This window comes from Tardiphaga sp., assembly GCF_028290495.1.
Taxonomy (GTDB): domain Bacteria; phylum Pseudomonadota; class Alphaproteobacteria; order Rhizobiales; family Xanthobacteraceae; genus Tardiphaga.
In genome coordinates this window covers 1-17,897 of sequence record NZ_JAQGJT010000083.1, presented here as the reverse complement: position 1 = coordinate 17,897, position 17,897 = coordinate 1, and the positions used below count along the sequence as shown (strand labels likewise).

The 17,897-nt window shown below is 65.3% G+C and carries 16 protein-coding genes; 10 read left to right on the top strand and 6 right to left on the bottom strand.

Going from position 1 to position 17,897, the window contains the following annotated elements; all coding sequences use genetic code 11:
* From JWQ24_RS14550 to galE, 3 genes are all read right to left on the bottom strand, one after another.
* On the bottom strand, positions 1-352 hold a 352-nt coding region (locus JWQ24_RS14550; RefSeq protein ID WP_299809182.1), incomplete at its 3' end, for a fumarylacetoacetate hydrolase family protein.
* A 72-nt stretch (positions 353-424) separates the two neighbouring features.
* Positions 425-2,227: an ABC transporter ATP-binding protein gene (locus JWQ24_RS14545; RefSeq protein WP_299809180.1), complete on the bottom strand. Its 1,803-nt coding sequence runs from the start codon at positions 2,225-2,227 to the stop codon at positions 425-427.
* 136 nt (positions 2,228-2,363) lie between these two features.
* Complete coding sequence (gene galE / locus JWQ24_RS14540; protein WP_299809177.1) at positions 2,364-3,377, bottom strand: UDP-glucose 4-epimerase GalE; 1,014 nt, start codon at positions 3,375-3,377, stop codon at positions 2,364-2,366.
* 148 nt (positions 3,378-3,525) lie between these two features.
* Here galE and JWQ24_RS14535 point away from each other — a divergent pair, with 148 nt between their 5' ends.
* On the top strand, positions 3,526-4,554 hold the full coding sequence (locus JWQ24_RS14535) for a glycosyltransferase family 4 protein (protein WP_299809186.1): 1,029 nt from the start codon (positions 3,526-3,528) through the stop codon (positions 4,552-4,554).
* Here the strand turns inward: JWQ24_RS14535 and JWQ24_RS14530 are convergent.
* Both JWQ24_RS14530 and waaF read right to left on the bottom strand, forming a co-directional pair.
* Complete coding sequence (locus JWQ24_RS14530) at positions 4,536-5,063, bottom strand: HAD family hydrolase (RefSeq protein ID WP_299809174.1); 528 nt, start codon at positions 5,061-5,063, stop codon at positions 4,536-4,538. The two genes, JWQ24_RS14535 and JWQ24_RS14530, sit on opposite strands and share 19 nt — an antisense overlap.
* Entirely contained in the window at positions 5,060-6,133 is a 1,074-nt protein-coding gene (gene waaF, locus JWQ24_RS14525) for a lipopolysaccharide heptosyltransferase II (RefSeq protein ID WP_299809171.1), read from the bottom strand. Before waaF ends, JWQ24_RS14530 begins: the two co-directional genes overlap by 4 nt.
* A 207-nt stretch (positions 6,134-6,340) precedes the next feature.
* On the opposite strand from waaF, the gene rfaD reads away from it, so the two are divergent.
* From rfaD to JWQ24_RS14510, 3 genes are read left to right on the top strand one after another with little or no spacing between them, the layout of a single operon-like run.
* On the top strand, positions 6,341-7,321 hold the full coding sequence (gene rfaD / locus JWQ24_RS14520; protein ID WP_299809168.1) for an ADP-glyceromanno-heptose 6-epimerase: 981 nt from the start codon (positions 6,341-6,343) through the stop codon (positions 7,319-7,321).
* A 22-nt stretch (positions 7,322-7,343) separates the two neighbouring features.
* Positions 7,344-8,813: a D-glycero-beta-D-manno-heptose-7-phosphate kinase gene (rfaE1, locus tag JWQ24_RS14515; RefSeq protein ID WP_299809165.1), complete on the top strand. Its 1,470-nt coding sequence runs from the start codon at positions 7,344-7,346 to the stop codon at positions 8,811-8,813.
* Positions 8,814-8,847: 34 nt separating this feature from the next.
* Positions 8,848-10,758, top strand: a complete 1,911-nt coding sequence (locus tag JWQ24_RS14510) for a nucleoside-diphosphate sugar epimerase/dehydratase (RefSeq protein WP_299809162.1) — start codon at positions 8,848-8,850, stop codon at positions 10,756-10,758.
* Positions 10,759-10,802: 44 nt separating this feature from the next.
* Here the strand turns inward: JWQ24_RS14510 and JWQ24_RS14505 are convergent, their stop codons facing one another.
* Entirely contained in the window at positions 10,803-11,816 is a 1,014-nt protein-coding gene (locus JWQ24_RS14505) for a glycosyltransferase family 4 protein (protein WP_299809159.1), read from the bottom strand.
* Positions 11,817-12,045: 229 nt separating this feature from the next.
* Between JWQ24_RS14505 and JWQ24_RS14500 the strand changes: the two genes are divergently transcribed.
* The 6 genes from JWQ24_RS14500 to JWQ24_RS14475 all read left to right on the top strand — a co-directional run.
* Positions 12,046-13,029, top strand: a complete 984-nt coding sequence (locus tag JWQ24_RS14500) for an SDR family NAD(P)-dependent oxidoreductase (protein WP_299809157.1) — start codon at positions 12,046-12,048, stop codon at positions 13,027-13,029.
* A 17-nt stretch (positions 13,030-13,046) separates the two neighbouring features.
* Positions 13,047-14,459: a mannose-1-phosphate guanylyltransferase/mannose-6-phosphate isomerase gene (locus JWQ24_RS14495; RefSeq protein WP_299809155.1), complete on the top strand. Its 1,413-nt coding sequence runs from the start codon at positions 13,047-13,049 to the stop codon at positions 14,457-14,459.
* A 248-nt stretch (positions 14,460-14,707) separates the two neighbouring features.
* Positions 14,708-14,962, top strand: a complete 255-nt coding sequence (locus JWQ24_RS14490) for a hypothetical protein (protein WP_299809153.1) — start codon at positions 14,708-14,710, stop codon at positions 14,960-14,962.
* A gap of 239 nt (positions 14,963-15,201) precedes the next feature.
* The gene (locus tag JWQ24_RS14485; protein WP_299809184.1) at positions 15,202-16,185 is read left to right on the top strand and encodes a Gfo/Idh/MocA family oxidoreductase; all 984 of its coding nucleotides are present in this window, start codon (positions 15,202-15,204) and stop codon (positions 16,183-16,185) included.
* Positions 16,186-16,244: 59 nt separating this feature from the next.
* Complete coding sequence (locus tag JWQ24_RS14480; protein WP_299809150.1) at positions 16,245-17,396, top strand: DegT/DnrJ/EryC1/StrS family aminotransferase; 1,152 nt, start codon at positions 16,245-16,247, stop codon at positions 17,394-17,396.
* Between the two features lie 97 nt (positions 17,397-17,493).
* Positions 17,494-17,897: DUF2867 domain-containing protein (locus tag JWQ24_RS14475; protein WP_299809147.1), on the top strand; the 404-nt coding region annotated here is incomplete at its 3' end.

Below are 17,897 nucleotides of genomic sequence, written 5' to 3'. Positions count from 1 at the left end.
GCAAGTCGCGGCGGGTCAGGTCGATGCTGACGCCGTAGCCCCAGACGTGATCAAGCGCCTTGTCGGCCGAGATGTTGAAGCCGCCGCTTTTCAGCGCCACGATCAACTCGACTTCGTGCTGGAAATCCTCGGTCTGCTGCGGATAGGCGATAGTGGCGCCGTCCGGTGCGATCATGTCGGCGTGCTTGGCGAAGAAGAAGGGAGGGTTGCGCTCGTCGTTGCCGAGTTCGCGGATGTGCTCGAGATAGTTGCGGCCGACGCACCAGACCCGGCGGACCGGAAACTTCCTGTCGTCGCCCTGAACGGCGATAGCGGCCTGCGGCGGCGGATCAATCACGAAAGATGCGGTCATGGACGGCTCTCGGCTGGAGGGTGACGATGAAGGCATCAGCCGCGTCACGCGGCTGATGGAAGCGACAGTGACTTACGCCGACGCGTCGAGCGGAGCCAGTGGGCTGGCATCGCGGTGTTGCAGGCGGAAAAACGAGGCGTAGCGGCCGTTCTGCCGAAGCAGGTCGTCATGCCTGCCGCGCTCGACGATCTCGCCGCCCTCGACCACCAGGATGGCGTCGGCGTGCATGATGGTGTGCAGGCGGTGTGCGATCACGATTGTGGTGCGGTTCTGGCAGAGATGCTCGATGGCTTCCTGCACCGATTTTTCCGACTCCGAATCGAGCGCCGCGGTGGCCTCGTCGAGCAGGATGATCGGCGCGTTCTTGACCAGGGCGCGGGCAATGGCGACGCGCTGGCGCTGGCCGCCGGAGAGTTGCGCGCCGTGCTCGCCGACTGGCGTCTGATAGCCCAGCGGGAAGCCCATGATGAAATCATGCGCGCAGGCGGCCTTGGCCGCGGCGATGATTTCGTCTTCGGTGGCGCCGACCTTGCCGAACGCGATGTTGTCGAAGATCGAGCCGCGGAACAGATAGACGTCCTGCCCGACATAGGCGGTCTGCTGCCTGAGCGAGCGCCGCGATACGGCGGTGATCGACTGGCCGTCGATGGTGATGTCGCCCTCGTTGATGTCGTAGAGCCGCAGCAGCAGCGCCAGCACGGTGGACTTGCCGCCGCCGGAGGGGCCGACCAGCGCCGTGACGCGGCCGGGCTCGGCGACGAAGCTCATGTGGTTCAGCACGTTCTCGTTGGCGCGGTAGCGGAAGGAGACGTCGCGCAACTCGACGCGGGCCTCGTTCAGCTTTAGCGCCGGCTTGTCGTCGTCGTTCGGCTCGGAGGCCGGGCTGTCGACGATCTCCAGCAGCATCTGCGCGCCGATCAGGCTCGAATTCAGGTCGATGTTGAGCCGCGCCAGCCGCTTCGCCGGCTCATAGGCCAGCAGGAAGGCGGTCAGGAAGGAGAAGAACTGGCCGGGGGTCGCCCCCATCGCCACCACGCGGTAGCCGCCATACATCAGCGAGCCGGCGATTGCGAAGCCGCCCAGCGTTTCCATCAGCGGGCTGGAGCGGTTCGACACCTTCGCCATCTTGTTGGCGTTGCGCTCCACCGCGGTGATGCTGGCTTCCATGCGTTCCTGCATGGTCTGCTCAAGCGTGAACGCTTTCACGGTGCGGATGCCCTGCAGCGATTCCTGCATCGTCTCCATGATGTCGGCGGTGCCGGTGAACTGGGTGCGGGCGAGGCCCTTGATGCGGCGGACCAGCTTGCGCAGGATCAGCATGGCCGGCGGCGCGATCAGGAAGCCGAACAGCGCCATGTATGGATCCTGCATCAGCATCACCGTGACCAGAGCGATCAGCGACAGCAGGTCGCGACCGATCGCGTTGATCAGCAGGCTGAGCACCTGCGTCACCGAGGTGGCGCCGGCATTGAGGCGGGCGAGGAATTCCGAGGAGTGCCGCTCCGAGAAGAAGCCGATGCTCTCGGTCATCAGCTTGGCGAACAGCCGGCGCTGGTTGTTGGCGAGGATCGCATTGGAGATCTGCGACAGGATCACGGTATGGCCGTAGGTCGCAGCACCCTTCAGGATGAAGATCACCAGCGTGACACCGGACAGGATCGCGATACCGCGAACGTTCTTGTCGACATAGGCCTGGTTGATGACCTCGCCGAGCAGGTAGGCCGCGCCCGCCGTGGTGCCAGCCGATACCGCCATCAAGGCGAAGGCGAGCAGGTAGCGGCGCCAGTACGCGGTCGCCTGTTCCATGACCAGGCGGCGGATCAGGATCAGCGCGCCATACGGATCGTCAGTGATTTTACGAGAGATTTTGGCCATCCGCGTTCCAGCGACGGGCGCCGGGCAGGGATTTGCCGGGGCGCCGGAGCAGGCTTCGAAGCAGCCGTCTCATTGCCCGCTAAATCGAGGTTTTTCAAGCCGAAACCGGCCAGGGCGGTCCGGGACCGGCCCGCTTTCAGGCAGATTGCGCCAGCATTTCAACACCATGGCGCTCATGGGCGAGTTTCTCCTCCCACGCCAGCGCGTGCCGGGCGATGGTTTCGAGGTCGTCATAGAGCGGCGTCCAGTCCAGCGTGGCCCGGATCCGGCGGGTATCAGCGATCATGGTGACGATGTCGCCGTCGCGGCGCGGCGCGTACTGCACGGCAAAATTGCGCCCGGACGCCCGGCGCACGGCCTCGATCGATTCCAGCACCGAATAGCCGCGGCCATAGCCGCAATTCAGCGTGGTCGATGGGCCACCCTGGCGCAGGTAGTTCAGCGCCGCGCGATGCGCCTGGACGAGGTCGCTGACGTGAATGAAATCGCGGATGCAACTGCCGTCCGCCGTCGGGTAGTCGGTGCCGAACACGTCGACCTTGGTGCGCTGGCCGGTGGCGGCCTCGACCGCGATCTTCAGGAGATGCGTAGCGCCGACGGTGGCCAGGCCGGTGCGGCCAAGCGGATCGGCGCCGGCGACGTTGAAATAGCGCAGCACCACGAAGTCCATGTCATAGGCCGGCGCGATGTCGTGCAACATGATCTCGGTCATCAGCTTCGACGAGCCGTAGGGCGACAGCGGCCGGGTCGGCGCGTCTTCGGCCACCGGCGTGAAATCGGGATTGCCATAGACCGCAGCGGTCGAGGAGAAGATGAAGCGGCGGACGCCGGTCTTTACGGCGACGTTGAGCAGGTTGCGCGTCGCCATGGTGTTGTTGCGGTAGTAGGTAAGCGGATCGCGCATCGATTCCGGCACCACGACGGAACCTGCGAAGTGGATGATGGCGTCGATACCGTGCGCCGCAATGACGCCCTCGACGAGGTTCTCGTCCGCGATGTCGCCGATGAACAGCGGCACGCCTTCGGGCAGATATTGCGAGAAGCCAGTGGACAGGTTGTCGATCACGACCACGCTTTCGCCGGTTTCCACCAGCGCGTGAACCATGTGACTTCCGATGTAGCCGGCACCGCCGGTGACAAGAACGGTCATTGTACGCACTCACTCTTCCGTTTCGGCCGGAAGACTAGCCATTCCTGAGTGAAGAGTGGGTTTCGACGCCGGTGAACTGGCGGCTATGCTTAAGGATGGGTATAGCCAATGCGTCGAATTGGAGTGATGCGTGCCGATCCCGAATAAAATGGCCGACAGGCTGCAACTGATCGTCAGCAATCTGCATTGGCGCTATTCCGGCGTCACCGCGACCAACCGCATGGTGGCGCCGCATCTGGCCAAAATGATCCGCGCCGGCTGGCTCGGTTCCGATGCGCCGGACGGTATCGACAGGCTCGGTGTCGCCGATCTGCTGTCCCTGTGGCTGCGCCGCCAGCCGCTGATCTGGCACGCGCGGCGCAACAACGAGATGATCGCGGGTGTATTCCTGAAGGCGATGGGCTGGCCTTTCAGGCTGCTGTTCACCTCGGCCGCGCAGCGCCATCATAGCTGGATCACGCGCTGGCTGATCCGACGGATGGACGCGATCATCGCGACGTCTTCGATCTCTGCGTCCTACCTGAAGCGGGCTGCGACCGTGATCACGCACGGCGTTGATACCGATCGCTATGCGCCGCCGGCGGACCGCGCCGCGGCCTTTGCGGAAGCGGGATTGCCCGGCCGCTACGCGATCGGCTGTTTCGGCCGCGTTCGCGCGCAGAAGGGCACGGATCTTTTTGTGGAGGCGATGTGCGAGTTGCTGCCGCACTATCCGGACTTCACGGCGGTGATCGTCGGCGAGATCAAGCCGGATCAGGCCGGCTTTACCAACGCGTTGCGGCAGCGCATCGCGGCGGCGGGATTGCAGTCGCGCATCGTCATTCTCGGCGAGCTGGAGATCGCCGAGGTGCAGCGCTGGTATCAACGGCTGACGATCTACGCTTTCACCTCGCGCAACGAAGGCTTTGGCCTGACGCTGATCGAGGCGATGGCCGTCGGCGCGGCGCTGGTCGCGACGCGGGCAGGGGCTGCGGAGATCGTGGTGGAAGACGGCATCAGCGGCATACTGGCGCCGATCGATGATGCGGCGGCGCTGGCGCGGGCGGTGGAGCCGCTGATGCGAGATCCCGTCGCCGCAGCCGCAATGGGCGCGCGCGGACGGCAGCGCGTGCTGGACAAGTTCAGCGTCGAGGCGGAGGCGAAGGCGATCAACGAGGTCTACAAGACGTTGCTCTGACCCTGCAGAATATCCGCCACGAATGCATCGAGGTCGCCGCCGGCGAACAGAAAGGCCGGCAGGCCGGCCGCCGTGCCCGCCTCGATATCGCTGTCGCGGTCGCCGATGACGAAGCTGCCCTGGTGCTGCACGGGCCAGTGCTGCATCAGATCGAGAATCATGCCGGGGCTCGGCTTGCGCCAGTGGTGGTCTTCGAGATAGCCGGCGACCGATCCGTTGGGATGGTGCGGGCAGTAACGGATGTCGTCGATGCGAGCGCCTTGCGCCAGAAGTTCGGCGCGCATCCAGGCGAACAGGTCGCCTAGTTCGTCCTCGGTGAAGAAGCCGCGCGCGACGCCGGACTGGTTGGAAAACAGGAACACGTGATAGCCGGAATCGTTGAGCCGGCGGATCGCCTTCGCCGCATTCGGCATCCAGCGGATGCGCTCTTTCGTGCCCATGTAGCCATCGTCGTAATTGATGACGCCGTCGCGATCGAGAAAGGCGGCAGGCTTCGATGCGCCGGTCATTGCAGCCCCATTCCATCAGGAAAATCGGCCAGCACGCGGGCGGTGATGTCGGCGACGTCGGTGGCCGGGATGTCGCGCATGCAGGCGTGGTTGTTCATGGTGCAGACCGGGCGGTGGCACGGCTGGCACGGCACGAACGTGGTGGTCTGGATCGTCGCGGCCAGCGGGTTCAGCGGTCCCCACAGAAGCGGCGAGGTCGGCCCGAAAATGCCGATGGTCGGCGTGCCCAGCGCTGCCGCAATGTGCATCAGGCCGGAATCATTGGTGACGGCGACGCCCGCCGCGGCCATCGCCACCACGCCGTTGCGCAGGTCGGTGCCGGTGAGGTCGCGCACTTTCGGCCCGCCCGCCGCAGTGATCTCGTCGGCCAGGCCCTTCTCGCCGGGGCCGCCGATCACCCAGACGTCGAGCCCGCGCTCGACCAGCAGCCGGGCGGCATCCGCATAATAGCTCCAGCGCTTCGAGGGGCCGACCGAGCCCGGGCCAAGCGCAACCGCAGCGCCCGTTCCCAGTCCATTGGCCTGCCGCCAGCGGCTGATCTCGTCGGCGGGGACGCGCATCTGCGGCACCGGCCATTCCGGCGGCAGAGGCGTGCCGTCGGGCAGCGCCAGCGCGCATTTCTTGTCGATCATCCGCGGCAGCTTCTTCTCGCCCCAGCGCCACTGGTTGATCAGTCCAAAGCGGACCTCGCCGACGAAGCCGACGCGCTCGGGAATGCCCGCCAGCGCCGGCGCCAGCGCCGATTTCCAGGTCCGCGGCATCACCAGCACGGTGCCGTAATCCTCCGCACGCAGTTTTGCGGCCAGTTCCCATTGTTTGGCCAGCGCCAGCCGGCGGCGCGGCAGGTCCCAGAGCACGCCCTTGCGGACGCCGGGCATGTAATCGACCAGCGAGACGACCTGCTTGTTGACTAGGATATCGACCGGCCGGTTCGGCCAGCGCTCTTTCAGGACCCGCACAACCGTATGGCCGCGGACGAAATCGCCGATCCACATATAGGGAATGATCAGGATCGGACGGGTGTCGTCCGGGTCCACGCTCACGCCTTGATACTGTGAATTAAGATTCATCTCAGGACACGTTTGACTATGGGCAATTGATGCCAAGTCGGTAGCTTTTCCGCCCCGACAGGACAAGCCACTTGGGAACGCTTCCGAAATGCCGTTGGGATTGCCTGGCATTTGTCCCCTTGGGTCTTTACCCCGTGGCACGGTCCAAGTTGCCTGCGGGCCGCTACTGGGGCAAAGGTGGCGGCGCATAACAGACACGGGGATTTCATGCTGCTGGTAACCGGAGGAGCCGGTTTTATCGGATCGAACGTCGTGGCCGCGCTCAATGACGCCGGCCGCGCGGACGTCGCCGTATGTGATTTTCTGGGCCATGACGGAAAATGGCGCAACCTCGCTAAGCGGCAGCTCGCCGACGTGGTGCCGCCGGCCGAATTGATGGCCTGGCTGGCCGGCCGCAAGCTCGACGCGGTGATCCATCTCGGCGCGATCTCGGAGACCACCGCCACCGACGGCGACCTGGTGATCGAGACCAATTTTCGCCTGTCGATGCGGCTGCTGGACTGGTGCACCGCCAACGCCGTGCCGTTCATCTACGCGTCCTCGGCCTCGACCTATGGCGACGGTGCACAGGGTTTTCGTGACGAACAGAGCGTGGAGGCGCTGAAGGCGCTGCGGCCGATGAATCTATACGGCTGGAGCAAGCACCTGTTCGACATGGCGATCGCCGGGCGCGTCGCGAAGGGCGAGAAGCTGCCGCCGCAATGGGCCGGGCTGAAATTCTTCAACGTGTTCGGGCCGAACGAGTACCACAAGGGCTCGATGATGTCGGTGCTGACGCGGCGCTTCGACGACATCAAGGCCGGCCGCGGCATCCAGCTGTTCAAGTCGCACCGCGAGGGCATCGCGGACGGCGACCAGCGCCGCGATTTCATCTATGTCGACGACGTCGTGCGCGTGATGATGTGGCTTTTGGCGTCGCCACAGGTCAGCGGCATCTTCAATGTCGGCACCGGCGAGGCGCGCAGCTTCAAGGACCTGATGCTATCCGCCTATGCCGCGCTCGGCACCGCGCCCGAGATCACCTATATCGACATGCCCGAGCAGATCCGCGGCAGCTATCAGTATTTCACGCAAAGCGAAGGCGACCGGCTGCGCGGTGCCGGCTATAATGGTGGCTTCACGTCGCTGGAAGAATCCGTCGGCACTTACGTGAAGGGCTTCCTGGACCAGCCCGATCGTTTCCGTTGAGCGCGCAACAGGTAACAGTTTGATGTTCGATTTCGACACCCTGTCGCATGCGATCGCCGGCCAGACGGTTTTGTGCGTTGGCGATCTCATGCTCGACGAATTCGTCTACGGCGAGGTCTCGCGGATTTCACCGGAGGCGCCAGCGCCTGTGATTGCCGTGCAGCGCAGCGAGATCAACATCGGTGGCGCCGGCAATGTCGCGCGCAATATCGCCGCCCTCGGCGCCTCCTGCATCTTCGTCGGTCTGATCGGTGACGACGAAGCCGGCCGGATGCTCACCGACAGGCTGGCGCAGGAGGACCGCATCGAGGCGCTGCTGATCGTCGATGCCTCGCGGCCGACGACGCGAAAAGTCCGCTTCGTCTCCGAACATTTCTCCACGCACATGCTGCGCGCGGATTGGGAGATGGCCTCGCCGGCCGCCGCCGCCATCGAGCAAAGACTGATCGACACCATCCTGCCGCAGATTGTGCGCGCCGATATCGTGTTGCTGTCGGATTACGCCAAGGGCGTACTGACGGCGCGGGTGTTGCGCAATGTGATCGACGCCGCCAGGAAGCTCGGCAAGCGCGTCATCGTCGACCCCAAGAGCGCAAACTTTGCGATCTACCGCGGCGCCACCTTGCTGACGCCGAACCGCAAGGAATTTTCCGAAGCCACCCGCAGCCGCGCGGACACCGATGCCGGCGTCGCCACCGCGGCGCAGGAGGCGATGATCCTGGCCGACTGCGAAGCCATGCTGATCACGCGCAGCGAGCACGGCATGACGCTGGTGCCGCGCGATGGCACGGCGATCCATGTCCCGGCGTTGCCGGTCAGGGTGCGCGACGTCTCGGGCGCTGGCGATACCGTGGCGGCGATGCTCGCGGTCGCGATGGCGGCCGGCGCGGACTGGGAGACGACGTTGCGCGCGGCAACCGCGGCTGCGGCCGTGGCGGTCGGCAAGAAGGGCACCGCCGTGGTGACGCCTTCGGAATGGCGTCGCAAGATTCTCCCGCATGCGTTTCTCGCGGCCGAGGAGAAGATCGTCGCCGCCGGTGAGCTCGATGCGCAGCTTGCGGAGTGGCGGTCGCAGCAATTGCGCGTCGGCTTCACCAATGGCTGCTTCGACATTCTGCATCCCGGCCACGTCAAGGTGCTGACCGCGGCGCGTGCCACCTGCGACAGGTTGATCGTTGGCCTCAACAGCGACGCCTCGGTGAAGCGGCTGAAGGGCCCCGAGCGCCCGGTGCAGGACGAACGCGCTCGCGCCGAAGTGCTGGCGGCGCTGGAGGCCGTCGATATGGTCGTGATCTTCGAAGACGACACGCCGCTGAAGCTGATTACGCAGATTGCGCCGGCCACGCTGGTCAAGGGCGGCGACTATACGCGCGAGCAGGTGGTCGGCCACGAGGTCGTCACCGCCAATGGCGGCGAGGTCATTCTGGTCGATATTCTCAAGGGCTTCAGCACGACCTCGCTGGTCGAGCGTGCCCGCGGAGGCACGCGATGAACGGCTTCCATCTCTCACCAAGGCCGACGCGCTGATGTCCCGTATCTTCAACTTCACCTGGCGCAACTGGATCATCGCGCTGCACGATGCGCTGGTCACCGCGCTGGCCGTGCTGCTCTCCTTCGTGCTGCGCTTCGACGGCGAGAACCTGTGGGACAGGTTGCCGCTGCTGCTGACCATCCTGCCGTACTTCGTGCTGTTCAGCTTCTTCGTCTGCTACATGTTCAACCTGACGACGACGAAATGGCGCTTCATCTCGCTGCCGGATCTGTTGAACATCCTGCGCGCGGCGAGCGTGCTGTCGGTGGCCCTGCTGGTGCTCGACTACATTTTCCTCGCGCCCAACGTTTACGGCACGTTCTTTCTCGGCAAGACCACGATCGTCATCTACTGGTTCATCGAGGTCGCCTTCCTCAGCGGGGCGCGGCTGGCCTATCGCTATTTCCGCTATACCCGCACCCGCAACCACGCGAGGTCCGTTAACGCCGCGCCGACGCTGCTGATCGGCCGCGCCGCCGACGTCGAAGTGTTTTTGCGCGGCATCGAGTCCGGCGCGGTGAAGCGGCTGTGGCCGGTCGGCATCCTGTCGCCGTCGGTGTCGGATCGCGGCCAGACGCTGCGCGGCGTGCCGGTGCTGGGCAGCATCGACGACCTGCCGAATGTGGTCGAGGACTTCAGCAATCGCGGCCGGCCGATCGAGCGCCTGGTGATGACGCCATCGGCGTTCGAGGCCGAGGCGCAGCCGGAATCGGTCTTGATGCGGGCGCGCAAACTCGGTCTGATCGTCAGCCGGCTGCCGTCGCTGGAAGAGAGCCGCGACACGCCGCAACTGGCGCCGGTGGCGGTCGAGGACCTCCTGCTACGGCCGAGCGTCAAGATCGACTATGCCCGGCTGGAGAACTTCGTGCGCGGCAAGGCGATCGTGGTCACCGGCGGCGGCGGCTCGATCGGTTTTGAAATGTGCGACCGCGTCATCACCTTCGGCGCGGCGCGGCTCCTGATCATCGAGAATTCCGAACCGGCGCTGCATGCCGCCACCGAAAAACTCGCAGCCAAGGTCACCCATGCGGTGATCGAAGGCCGCATTGCCGACGTCCGCGACCGCGAGCGCATCCACCAGTTGATGATCGCGTTCAAGCCGGACGCCGTGTTCCATGCCGCGGCGCTGAAGCACGTGCCGATCCTCGAGCGCGACTGGGCCGAGGGCGTCAAGACCAACATTTTCGGCTCGGTCAATGTCGCGGACGCCGCATTGGCGTCGGGCGCCGAAGCGATGGTGATGATCTCGACCGACAAGGCCATCGAGCCGGTGTCGATGCTGGGCCTGACCAAGCGCTTTGCCGAAATGTACTGTCAGGCGCTCGACGGCGATGCCTCCAGCGGCAGCGCCGCCAAGTCGCCGATGCGGCTGATCTCGGTGCGGTTCGGCAATGTGCTGGCCTCGAACGGCTCGGTGGTGCCGAAGTTCAAGGCGCAGATCGAGGCCGGCGGCCCGGTGACGGTGACGCATCCCGATATGGTGCGCTACTTCATGACCATCCGCGAAGCCTGCGACCTCGTGGTCACCGCCGCGACGCACGCGATGAACGCGCAACATTCGGACGCCTCGGTCTACGTGCTCAGCATGGGCCAGCCGGTGAAGATCGTCGATCTCGCGGACCGCATGATCCGGCTGTCCGGCCTGCAACCCGGTTACGATATCGACATCGTGTTCACCGGCGTGCGGCCGGGCGAACGGCTCAACGAGATCCTGTTCGCCACCCATGAGCCGACCAGCGAAATCGGCATCGCCGGCATCATGGCGGCGCGTCCGAACGAATTGCCGCTCGACACGCTGAAGACCTGGCTGGCGACTTTGCGCACCGCAATCGACGCCGACCAGCACGAGGCCGCCGTGGCGATCCTCAAGGACGCCGTGCCGGAATATCACGCCAACGGGAAGTAGGCTTTCACCTCTCTCTGCTTGCGGGAGAGGGAAGGTCGGTCGCCTCAGGCGCGCCGCGTCGAGAACGCGCGCAGCACCACGGCCACGGCCGCCGCGCCGAGCGCCAGCAGGATCAGGCTGGCTGTGGTGGACGGGAAGTAGATTGACGCTCCCGCCAGCGCGGCGAGGCCGATGTTCAGCACGAACACGCTGCGCACCACCTCGATCACGGTGAAGCCGTTGTCGGTCGCGCGCTGGTAGAAATGCGAGCGGTGCGCCAGCCACACCGCCTCGCGCCTGGCCGCCCGCCGCGTCAGCGTCAGCGTGGCGTCGGCGAGGTAATACAGCGGCAGCAGGATCGCCGCGGCGAGGTGGCCGGCAAACGCCAGTTCGACGAAGCACCAGGCCAGCAGCAACCCGATCGGCAGGCTGCCGACATCGCCCAGGAAGATTTTGGCGACCGGCCGGTTGAACGGCGCAAAGCCAAGCATCGCGCCGCCCAGCGCCGCGGCCACCAGCGCGGCCACGGGCGACAGCGCGCCGGACAGGCCGAACAGCGCCAGCGCCGAGGTGACCGGGATCACCTCGGCGGCGGTGATCCAGTCCAGCCCGTCCATGAAATTGACCAGGTTGACGAACCAGAGGCCTGCGATCAGCAGCACCGCGCGCTCCAGCCACAGCGGGCAGGCAGGCACGATCTGGAGATTCCCGGGAAGCGCGAACAGCACCGCGCCGACGGCGGCAGCCTGCAGCACCAGCCGCGGCGTGACCGGAATCGGTCGGATATCGTCGATCGCGCCGATCGCGGCCATCATGACGGTGGCGGCGAACAGCACGGTGAGGGACGGCAACGCCGCGGGCAAAGTGATGCCAATCGCGATGCCGGCAACGACCAGGGCCGCGGCGATCACGGCTATGCCGCCGCCTTGCGGCGTCGGGATCTTGTGCGAGGACCGCGCATTCGGCCGCGCCAGCGCATAGCGCAGCAACAGCGGGCGGATCGCGACCAGGATGGCTGCGGACAGCGCGGCCGCCGCGACCACGGCGCCAGCAAGCGCGATCATTTCAAACGATGACATTCGGATGATACACAGGCGAAAGAACGGGATTCGGTCGGAACCGGGCGGACGGCCGCTGTTCTATCGCGTTTTGCTGATATAGCCACCGTCCGGCTGCCGCAGAGCTGTCGCAATGCCAACACCTCCGCCGGCTACCTCTTGCGGTGTCGGCGATCGCGGCTAGAAAGATGGGGATCACCACGTCTTGTCGCGCCGTTAGCCTCACGAACGCACTTTCCCGGGAGAACAGATGTCGGAGCAATCCATCCTCGTTACCGGCGCCGCGGGCTTCATCGGCTTCCACGTCGCCCGCCAGTTGCTGGCGGAGGGCCATCGCATCGTCGGGCTCGACAGCCTCAACGATTACTACGATCCGGCGCTGAAGCTGGCGCGGCTCAAGCTGCTGCAGGAGCATCCGGAGTTTGAATTCGTTAAGGCCAATCTCGCCGACCGTCCGGCGATGGCCGCATTGTTCGCGAAGCACCGGTTTCCGGTGGTGATCCATCTCGCGGCGCAGGCCGGCGTGCGCTATTCGATCGAGCAGCCGCATGCCTATGCCGATGCCAATCTGGAAGGCTTCCTCAACGTGCTGGAAGGCTGCCGGCACAACGCCTGCAAGCACCTGATCTACGCGGCGTCATCGTCGGTCTACGGCGCCAACAAGAAGAAGCCGTTCTCGGTCGCCGACCGCGTCGACAACCCGATCAGCCTCTATGCCGCGACCAAGAAGGCCATCGAGCTGATGGCGCATTCCTACAGCCATTTGTACCGGCTGCCGACCACGGGGCTGCGCTTCTTCACGGTGTATGGCCCGTGGGGCCGGCCGGACATGGCGATCTATCTGTTCACCAAGGCGATCCTCGATGGCGCGCCGATCAAGCTGTTCAATCACGGCAACATGCGCCGTGACTTTACCTATGTGGATGACGTTGCCAGCGTGATCGGCCGGCTGATCGGGCATGTCCCCCAGGGGAGCGCGGACGCGGCGCCCGCGAAAATCTACAATGTAGGTAACCACAGTCCGGAAGACCTTTTGCATGTCGTCACGGTTCTTGAGAAGGAACTGGGGCGCGAGGCCGTCAAGACCATGCTGCCGATGCAGCCGGGCGACGTGCCGGAGACATTTGCCGATGTCGAGGACCTGATGCGCGACGTGGGCTTCAAGCCCGATACCTCGATCGAGGACGGCATCCGGCATTTCGTGGCGTGGTATCGCGGCCATTACGGCGTCTGACGGGGATCGACAGGTTCATGAACAAGCGCATCATTCCGTTGATCATGTGCGGCGGCGCGGGAACGCGGCTGTGGCCGTCCTCGCGCGAGGGCCGGCCGAAGCAGTTCCTGCCGTTGTTCGGGCCGCGCTCGACGTTCCAGGACACCATGCTGCGGGTGTCGGACAAGGACCTGTTCGAGCGGCCGATCGTCATCACCAGCGCCGCCTATCGCTTCATGGTGCGCGAACAGCTGGCCGATATCGGGCTAGAGGCCGACGTGCTGCTGGAGCCGATGCGGCGCGATTCCGGCCCGGCGATTGCTGCAGGCGCCGCCTTCGCGCAGACCCGCGACAGCGAGGCCGTGGTGCTGGCGCTGGCCGCCGACCACGTCGTCAAGGACACGGCGGCCTTTGTCGCCGCGTGCCGGCAGGGATTGCTGGTGGCGGACGAGGGACACATCGTGACCTTCGGCGTCAAGCCGGAGCGGCCGGCAACGGAATACGGCTACATCAGCCCCGGCGAGGTGATCGCCGGCGAGGTGCACGCCGTCGCCAAATTCGTCGAGAAGCCGGACCAGGCAAAGGCCACCGGCTACATCGCCGCTGGCTATCTCTGGAACAGCGGCAACTTCATGTTCCGCGCCGCGATGCTGCTTGCGGAATACGCCCGCGTCGATGCCGATAGCGTGCAGACCATTACCGGGGCGGTTGCCAAAGCCGGGCGCGATCTCGGCTTCGTCACGCTGGATGAGGAAGCGTTTGGCCAGGCGCGCTCGATCTCGATCGATTACGCGGTGATGGAAAAGACCAGGCATGCCGCCGTCGTGCCGGTCGCCTGCGGCTGGTCCGATGTCGGCTCCTGGCTGGCGGTGTGGGAACTGTCCGACAAGGACGCGCAAGGCAACGCCGCGCAGGGCACCGCGGTGTTCGAGGATTCGCGCAATTGCAACGTCGCCACCGACGGCGTCGTGGTGGCGCTGGAAGGCGTCGACGACCTCGTGGTGGTGGCAACGCAGGATGCAGTGCTGGTGTCGCGCCAGAAGGACGCCAACGGGTTGAAGCGGCTGGTGGCGAAGCTGAAGGTCACCGCGCCCAAGGTCACCGAGGATCACCTCAAGGTGCACCGGCCCTGGGGCTCGATCCAGGAGCTGGAAGACGGCGAGCGCTACCAAGTCAAGCGCCTCGTCGTGCGCGCCGGCGAGCGGCTGTCGCTGCAGATGCACCACCACCGTTCCGAACACTGGATCGTGGTGCGCGGCACGGCCAAGGTGACGCTCAACGACGCCGAGAAGATCGTCCACGAAAACGAGTCCATCTACATCCCGCTCGGCGCCACGCACCGGCTGGAAAACCCTGGCAAGATCCAGCTCGAACTGATCGAGGTGCAGACCGGCAGCTATCTCGGCGAGGACGACATCGTGAGGATCGAGGATGACTACAAGCGGGGGTAAGCGGGGCGAGCTTCAGAAAAGCCTTATAACAGCGACGGCGATGCGAAGTCAGCCATCCCGAAATCCAAAGATCACCTGATTTCGGTATTCCAACTGTATCGGCCCCGGTCGGCCCGTTTGGCGCGGCCGTGGACCCCATTTCGCGCTTTATTATACTACCGCGCCCGATAAGGTGGCGAACGGCCTGTGGGGGCCATTGGTCGATCCCGGGGGCGGGCATGTTGTTTTCGACGTTAAATCGGACGCCGATGCGCGGTGACGTTGCCGTATCTGGCAATGTCTATTTCCCGCGATGGGGGCAGTTCTCGCGGCAGCCCGATGGCTATGCGGCGCCGGCCGATGCCGTGTTCGTGGCGGCGATGCTGGGCGGGCTGGTGCTGTATCTGGCGCTCGCGACGGTGGTGGCGGCTTGCGGCATGGCCTGCCACGCGCTGGGGCGATCCCTTCATGCGCTCGGCCGCAGCGATGTGGATGCCGTTTCGCTTCGCCGCACCGCGGTGTGAGCGATCCAGCCGGAGGCCTCCGATGTGGCCGGAAATCCGTCTCCCGCCCGCCAAAACACCCTGTAATTCTTTGAATCAAAACGTGTTTGGATGGATTCCGCGCGGCATCGCCACTTTTGTGGCAGCATGCTAGGAGAACCCGTGCGCTGGGGATGGCGCTTTTGTTCGGGGTTTGATTGATGGTTTCCAAGGTAGCGGCCAAGATTGGCGACAAGATTTCCGGCAACGGTTCCGCGGGCATGGGCCCGGACCGCGTGCTACGCGTGGGCGTCGTTGGCGCCGGCGTGATGGGCACCAACCACGGCCGTGTGATGGCCGGGCTGCCGGGTATCGAGCTAATCGGCATCGTTGACCCCCTACCTGAGCACCGTGCCCGCGCAGACAAGATGATCGGCTGCGCGACCTTTACGGATCTGGAGCAGTTAATTTCGGCCGGCGTCGATGCCGTCACCATTGCTGCGCCCACTCATCTGCATCATCAGGTCGCGCTGGCCTGCATCTCCCGCGGCATCCATGTGCTGGTCGAGAAGCCGATCGCGTCTTCCGTGGCGGAAGGCCGCGAGATCGTCGAAGCGGCGCGCGCTGCCGGCGTGACGCTGATGGTCGGCCATGTCGAGCGCTTCAATCCGGCGGTGGCCGCGGTCAAGCAGGCCATCAAGGGCGAGGATATCCTGTCGATCGCGATCACCCGCGTCGGCCCGTTTCCGCCGCGGATGTCCGATGTCGGCGTCGTCATCGACCTCGCCGTGCATGACATCGATCTGATCCGCTGGTTCACTGAATCCGACATCATCGACGTGCAGTCGCAGCTCACATCCGCGATCGCCGAGCGCGAGGACATCGCGCTTCTGCAGTTCCGCACCGAGTCCGGCGTCTTGGCGCATATCAACACCAACTGGCTGACGCCGTTCAAGGCGCGCACCGTCACGGTGGCGACGCGCGACAAATATGTTCAGGGCGATCTCCTGACCCGACAGGTCACCGAATGCTTCGGTTTCCAGACCGATGGCAGCTACTCGATGCGGCATTTGCCGGTCGGCCAGGATGAGCCGCTGCGCGCCGAATTGATGGCGTTCCTCGGTGCGGTCCGCTCCGGCGGCGTCCCGGCGGTGACCGGCGAGGAGGGCGTCGCCTCGCTCGAAATCGCGATCCAGTGCCTGGATGCGCCGAAGAAGCCAGCCGCCACGGCGGCCCGCCCGGTGCCGCGCAAGGTCGTCGGCTAAGGCATTCCATCCGGCGCGTTCGCGCGCCGCTGTTCAACTTGAAGACCTGCAGGCCCCCTATGAACCAGCATACCCGCGTCACCCCTGTTCCCTTTATCGACATCGGGGCGCAGCGTCGCCGTCTCGGCCCGGCGATCGACGAGGCGGTCGGTCGCGTGCTGACGCATTGCCAGTTCATCGGCGGTCCGGAAGTGGCGCAGCTCGAGGCCGCGCTGGCAGCCTATAGCGGCGCCAAACACGTCATCAGCTGTGCCAGCGGCACCGATGCGCTGCTGATGGTCCTGATGGCCAAGGGCGTCGGCGCAGGCGACGCGGTGTTCTGCCCGTCCTTCACCTTCTGCGCGACCGGCGAGTCGGTGGCGCTGACCGGCGCCTCGCCGGTGTTCGTCGATGTCGATGAAGCCACCTACAACATGGACGTCGCCTCGCTGAAATCAGCGATCGCCACTGCCAAGAAACTCGGCCTGAAGCCCAAGGCGATCATCCCGGTCGACCTGTTCGGCCAGCCGGCCGACCATGATGCGATCGCCGCGGTCGCTGCGGAGGAGGGCCTGTTCGTGCTCGACGACGCGGCGCAGGCGTTCGGCGCCAAATACAAGGGCAAGCGCCTGGGCACTTCGGCTCTGGCGACGGCCACCAGCTTCTTTCCGGCCAAGCCGCTAGGCTGCTACGGCGATGGCGGCGCGATCTTCACCGACAGTGACGAACTCGCCGAAACCCTGCGCAGCATCCGCGTCCACGGCCAGGGCTCCGACAAATACGACAACGTTCGCCTCGGCCTCACCGGTCGGCTCGACACCATCCAAGCGGCGGTGCTGCTGGAGAAGCTGAAGATCTTCGACGACGAGATCGCCGCCCGCAACAAGGTCGCGGAGCGCTACGCGCGGGGGCTGTCCAACGTGGTCACCGTGCCGCGTCTTGCACCGGGCAATACCTCGGTCTGGGCGCAATACACTATCCGCCTGCCCAAAGGCACCGACCGCGACGGCTTTGCCGCCGCGCTGAAGGCCCAGGGCGTGCCGACCGCGATCTATTACGGCAAGTCGATGCACCAGCAGACCGCCTACAAGCAGTACCCGGTCGCCGACGGCGGCCTGCCGGCCTGCGAGAGCCTGTCGCAGGACGTCATCAGCCTGCCGATGCACCCCTATCTGACCGAAGCCGATCAGGAGCGAATCATCGCGGCCGTGCGCGGCGCGCTGGCAACCTGATTTCGCCGCTGTTTCTTCACCTCTTCCGCTTGCGGGAGAGGTCGGATCGCGCAAGCGATCCAGGCACGCCCCTCCCAAGCATCCGGTGCCTAATCGCATGACCACAGCGCGCGCCGTTCCCATGCCTAGCAACAGCGTGCTTGCGCCGCTTTACGCGGGCGCGGACCTTTTGGACGCGTTTGCAATTCGACTACCGGCGGGCGCCAGCGATGATCTGGAGGTGCTGGCACGCGCTGCGTTCGAGCGACAGGCGGGGTGGATTCGCGCGCTCACTCGTGTCCGCGATGTGGCGATGGCGGCAGTCGCCATCAAATCGTCGCGCGCCATCGGTCTTGCCGCAGCGGCGCGTGGGCCGGTTATCGGCTTTTTCCCGGTGCTGTCAAAGAGCGCCACGGAGTTGGTCGTGGGCGAGGACGACCGGCATCTCGACTTTCGCGCCACCATCCAACTTCGCGCCGACGCGGCCAATGGGCGCGAGCTGGTCGTGGGTACCGTGGTGCA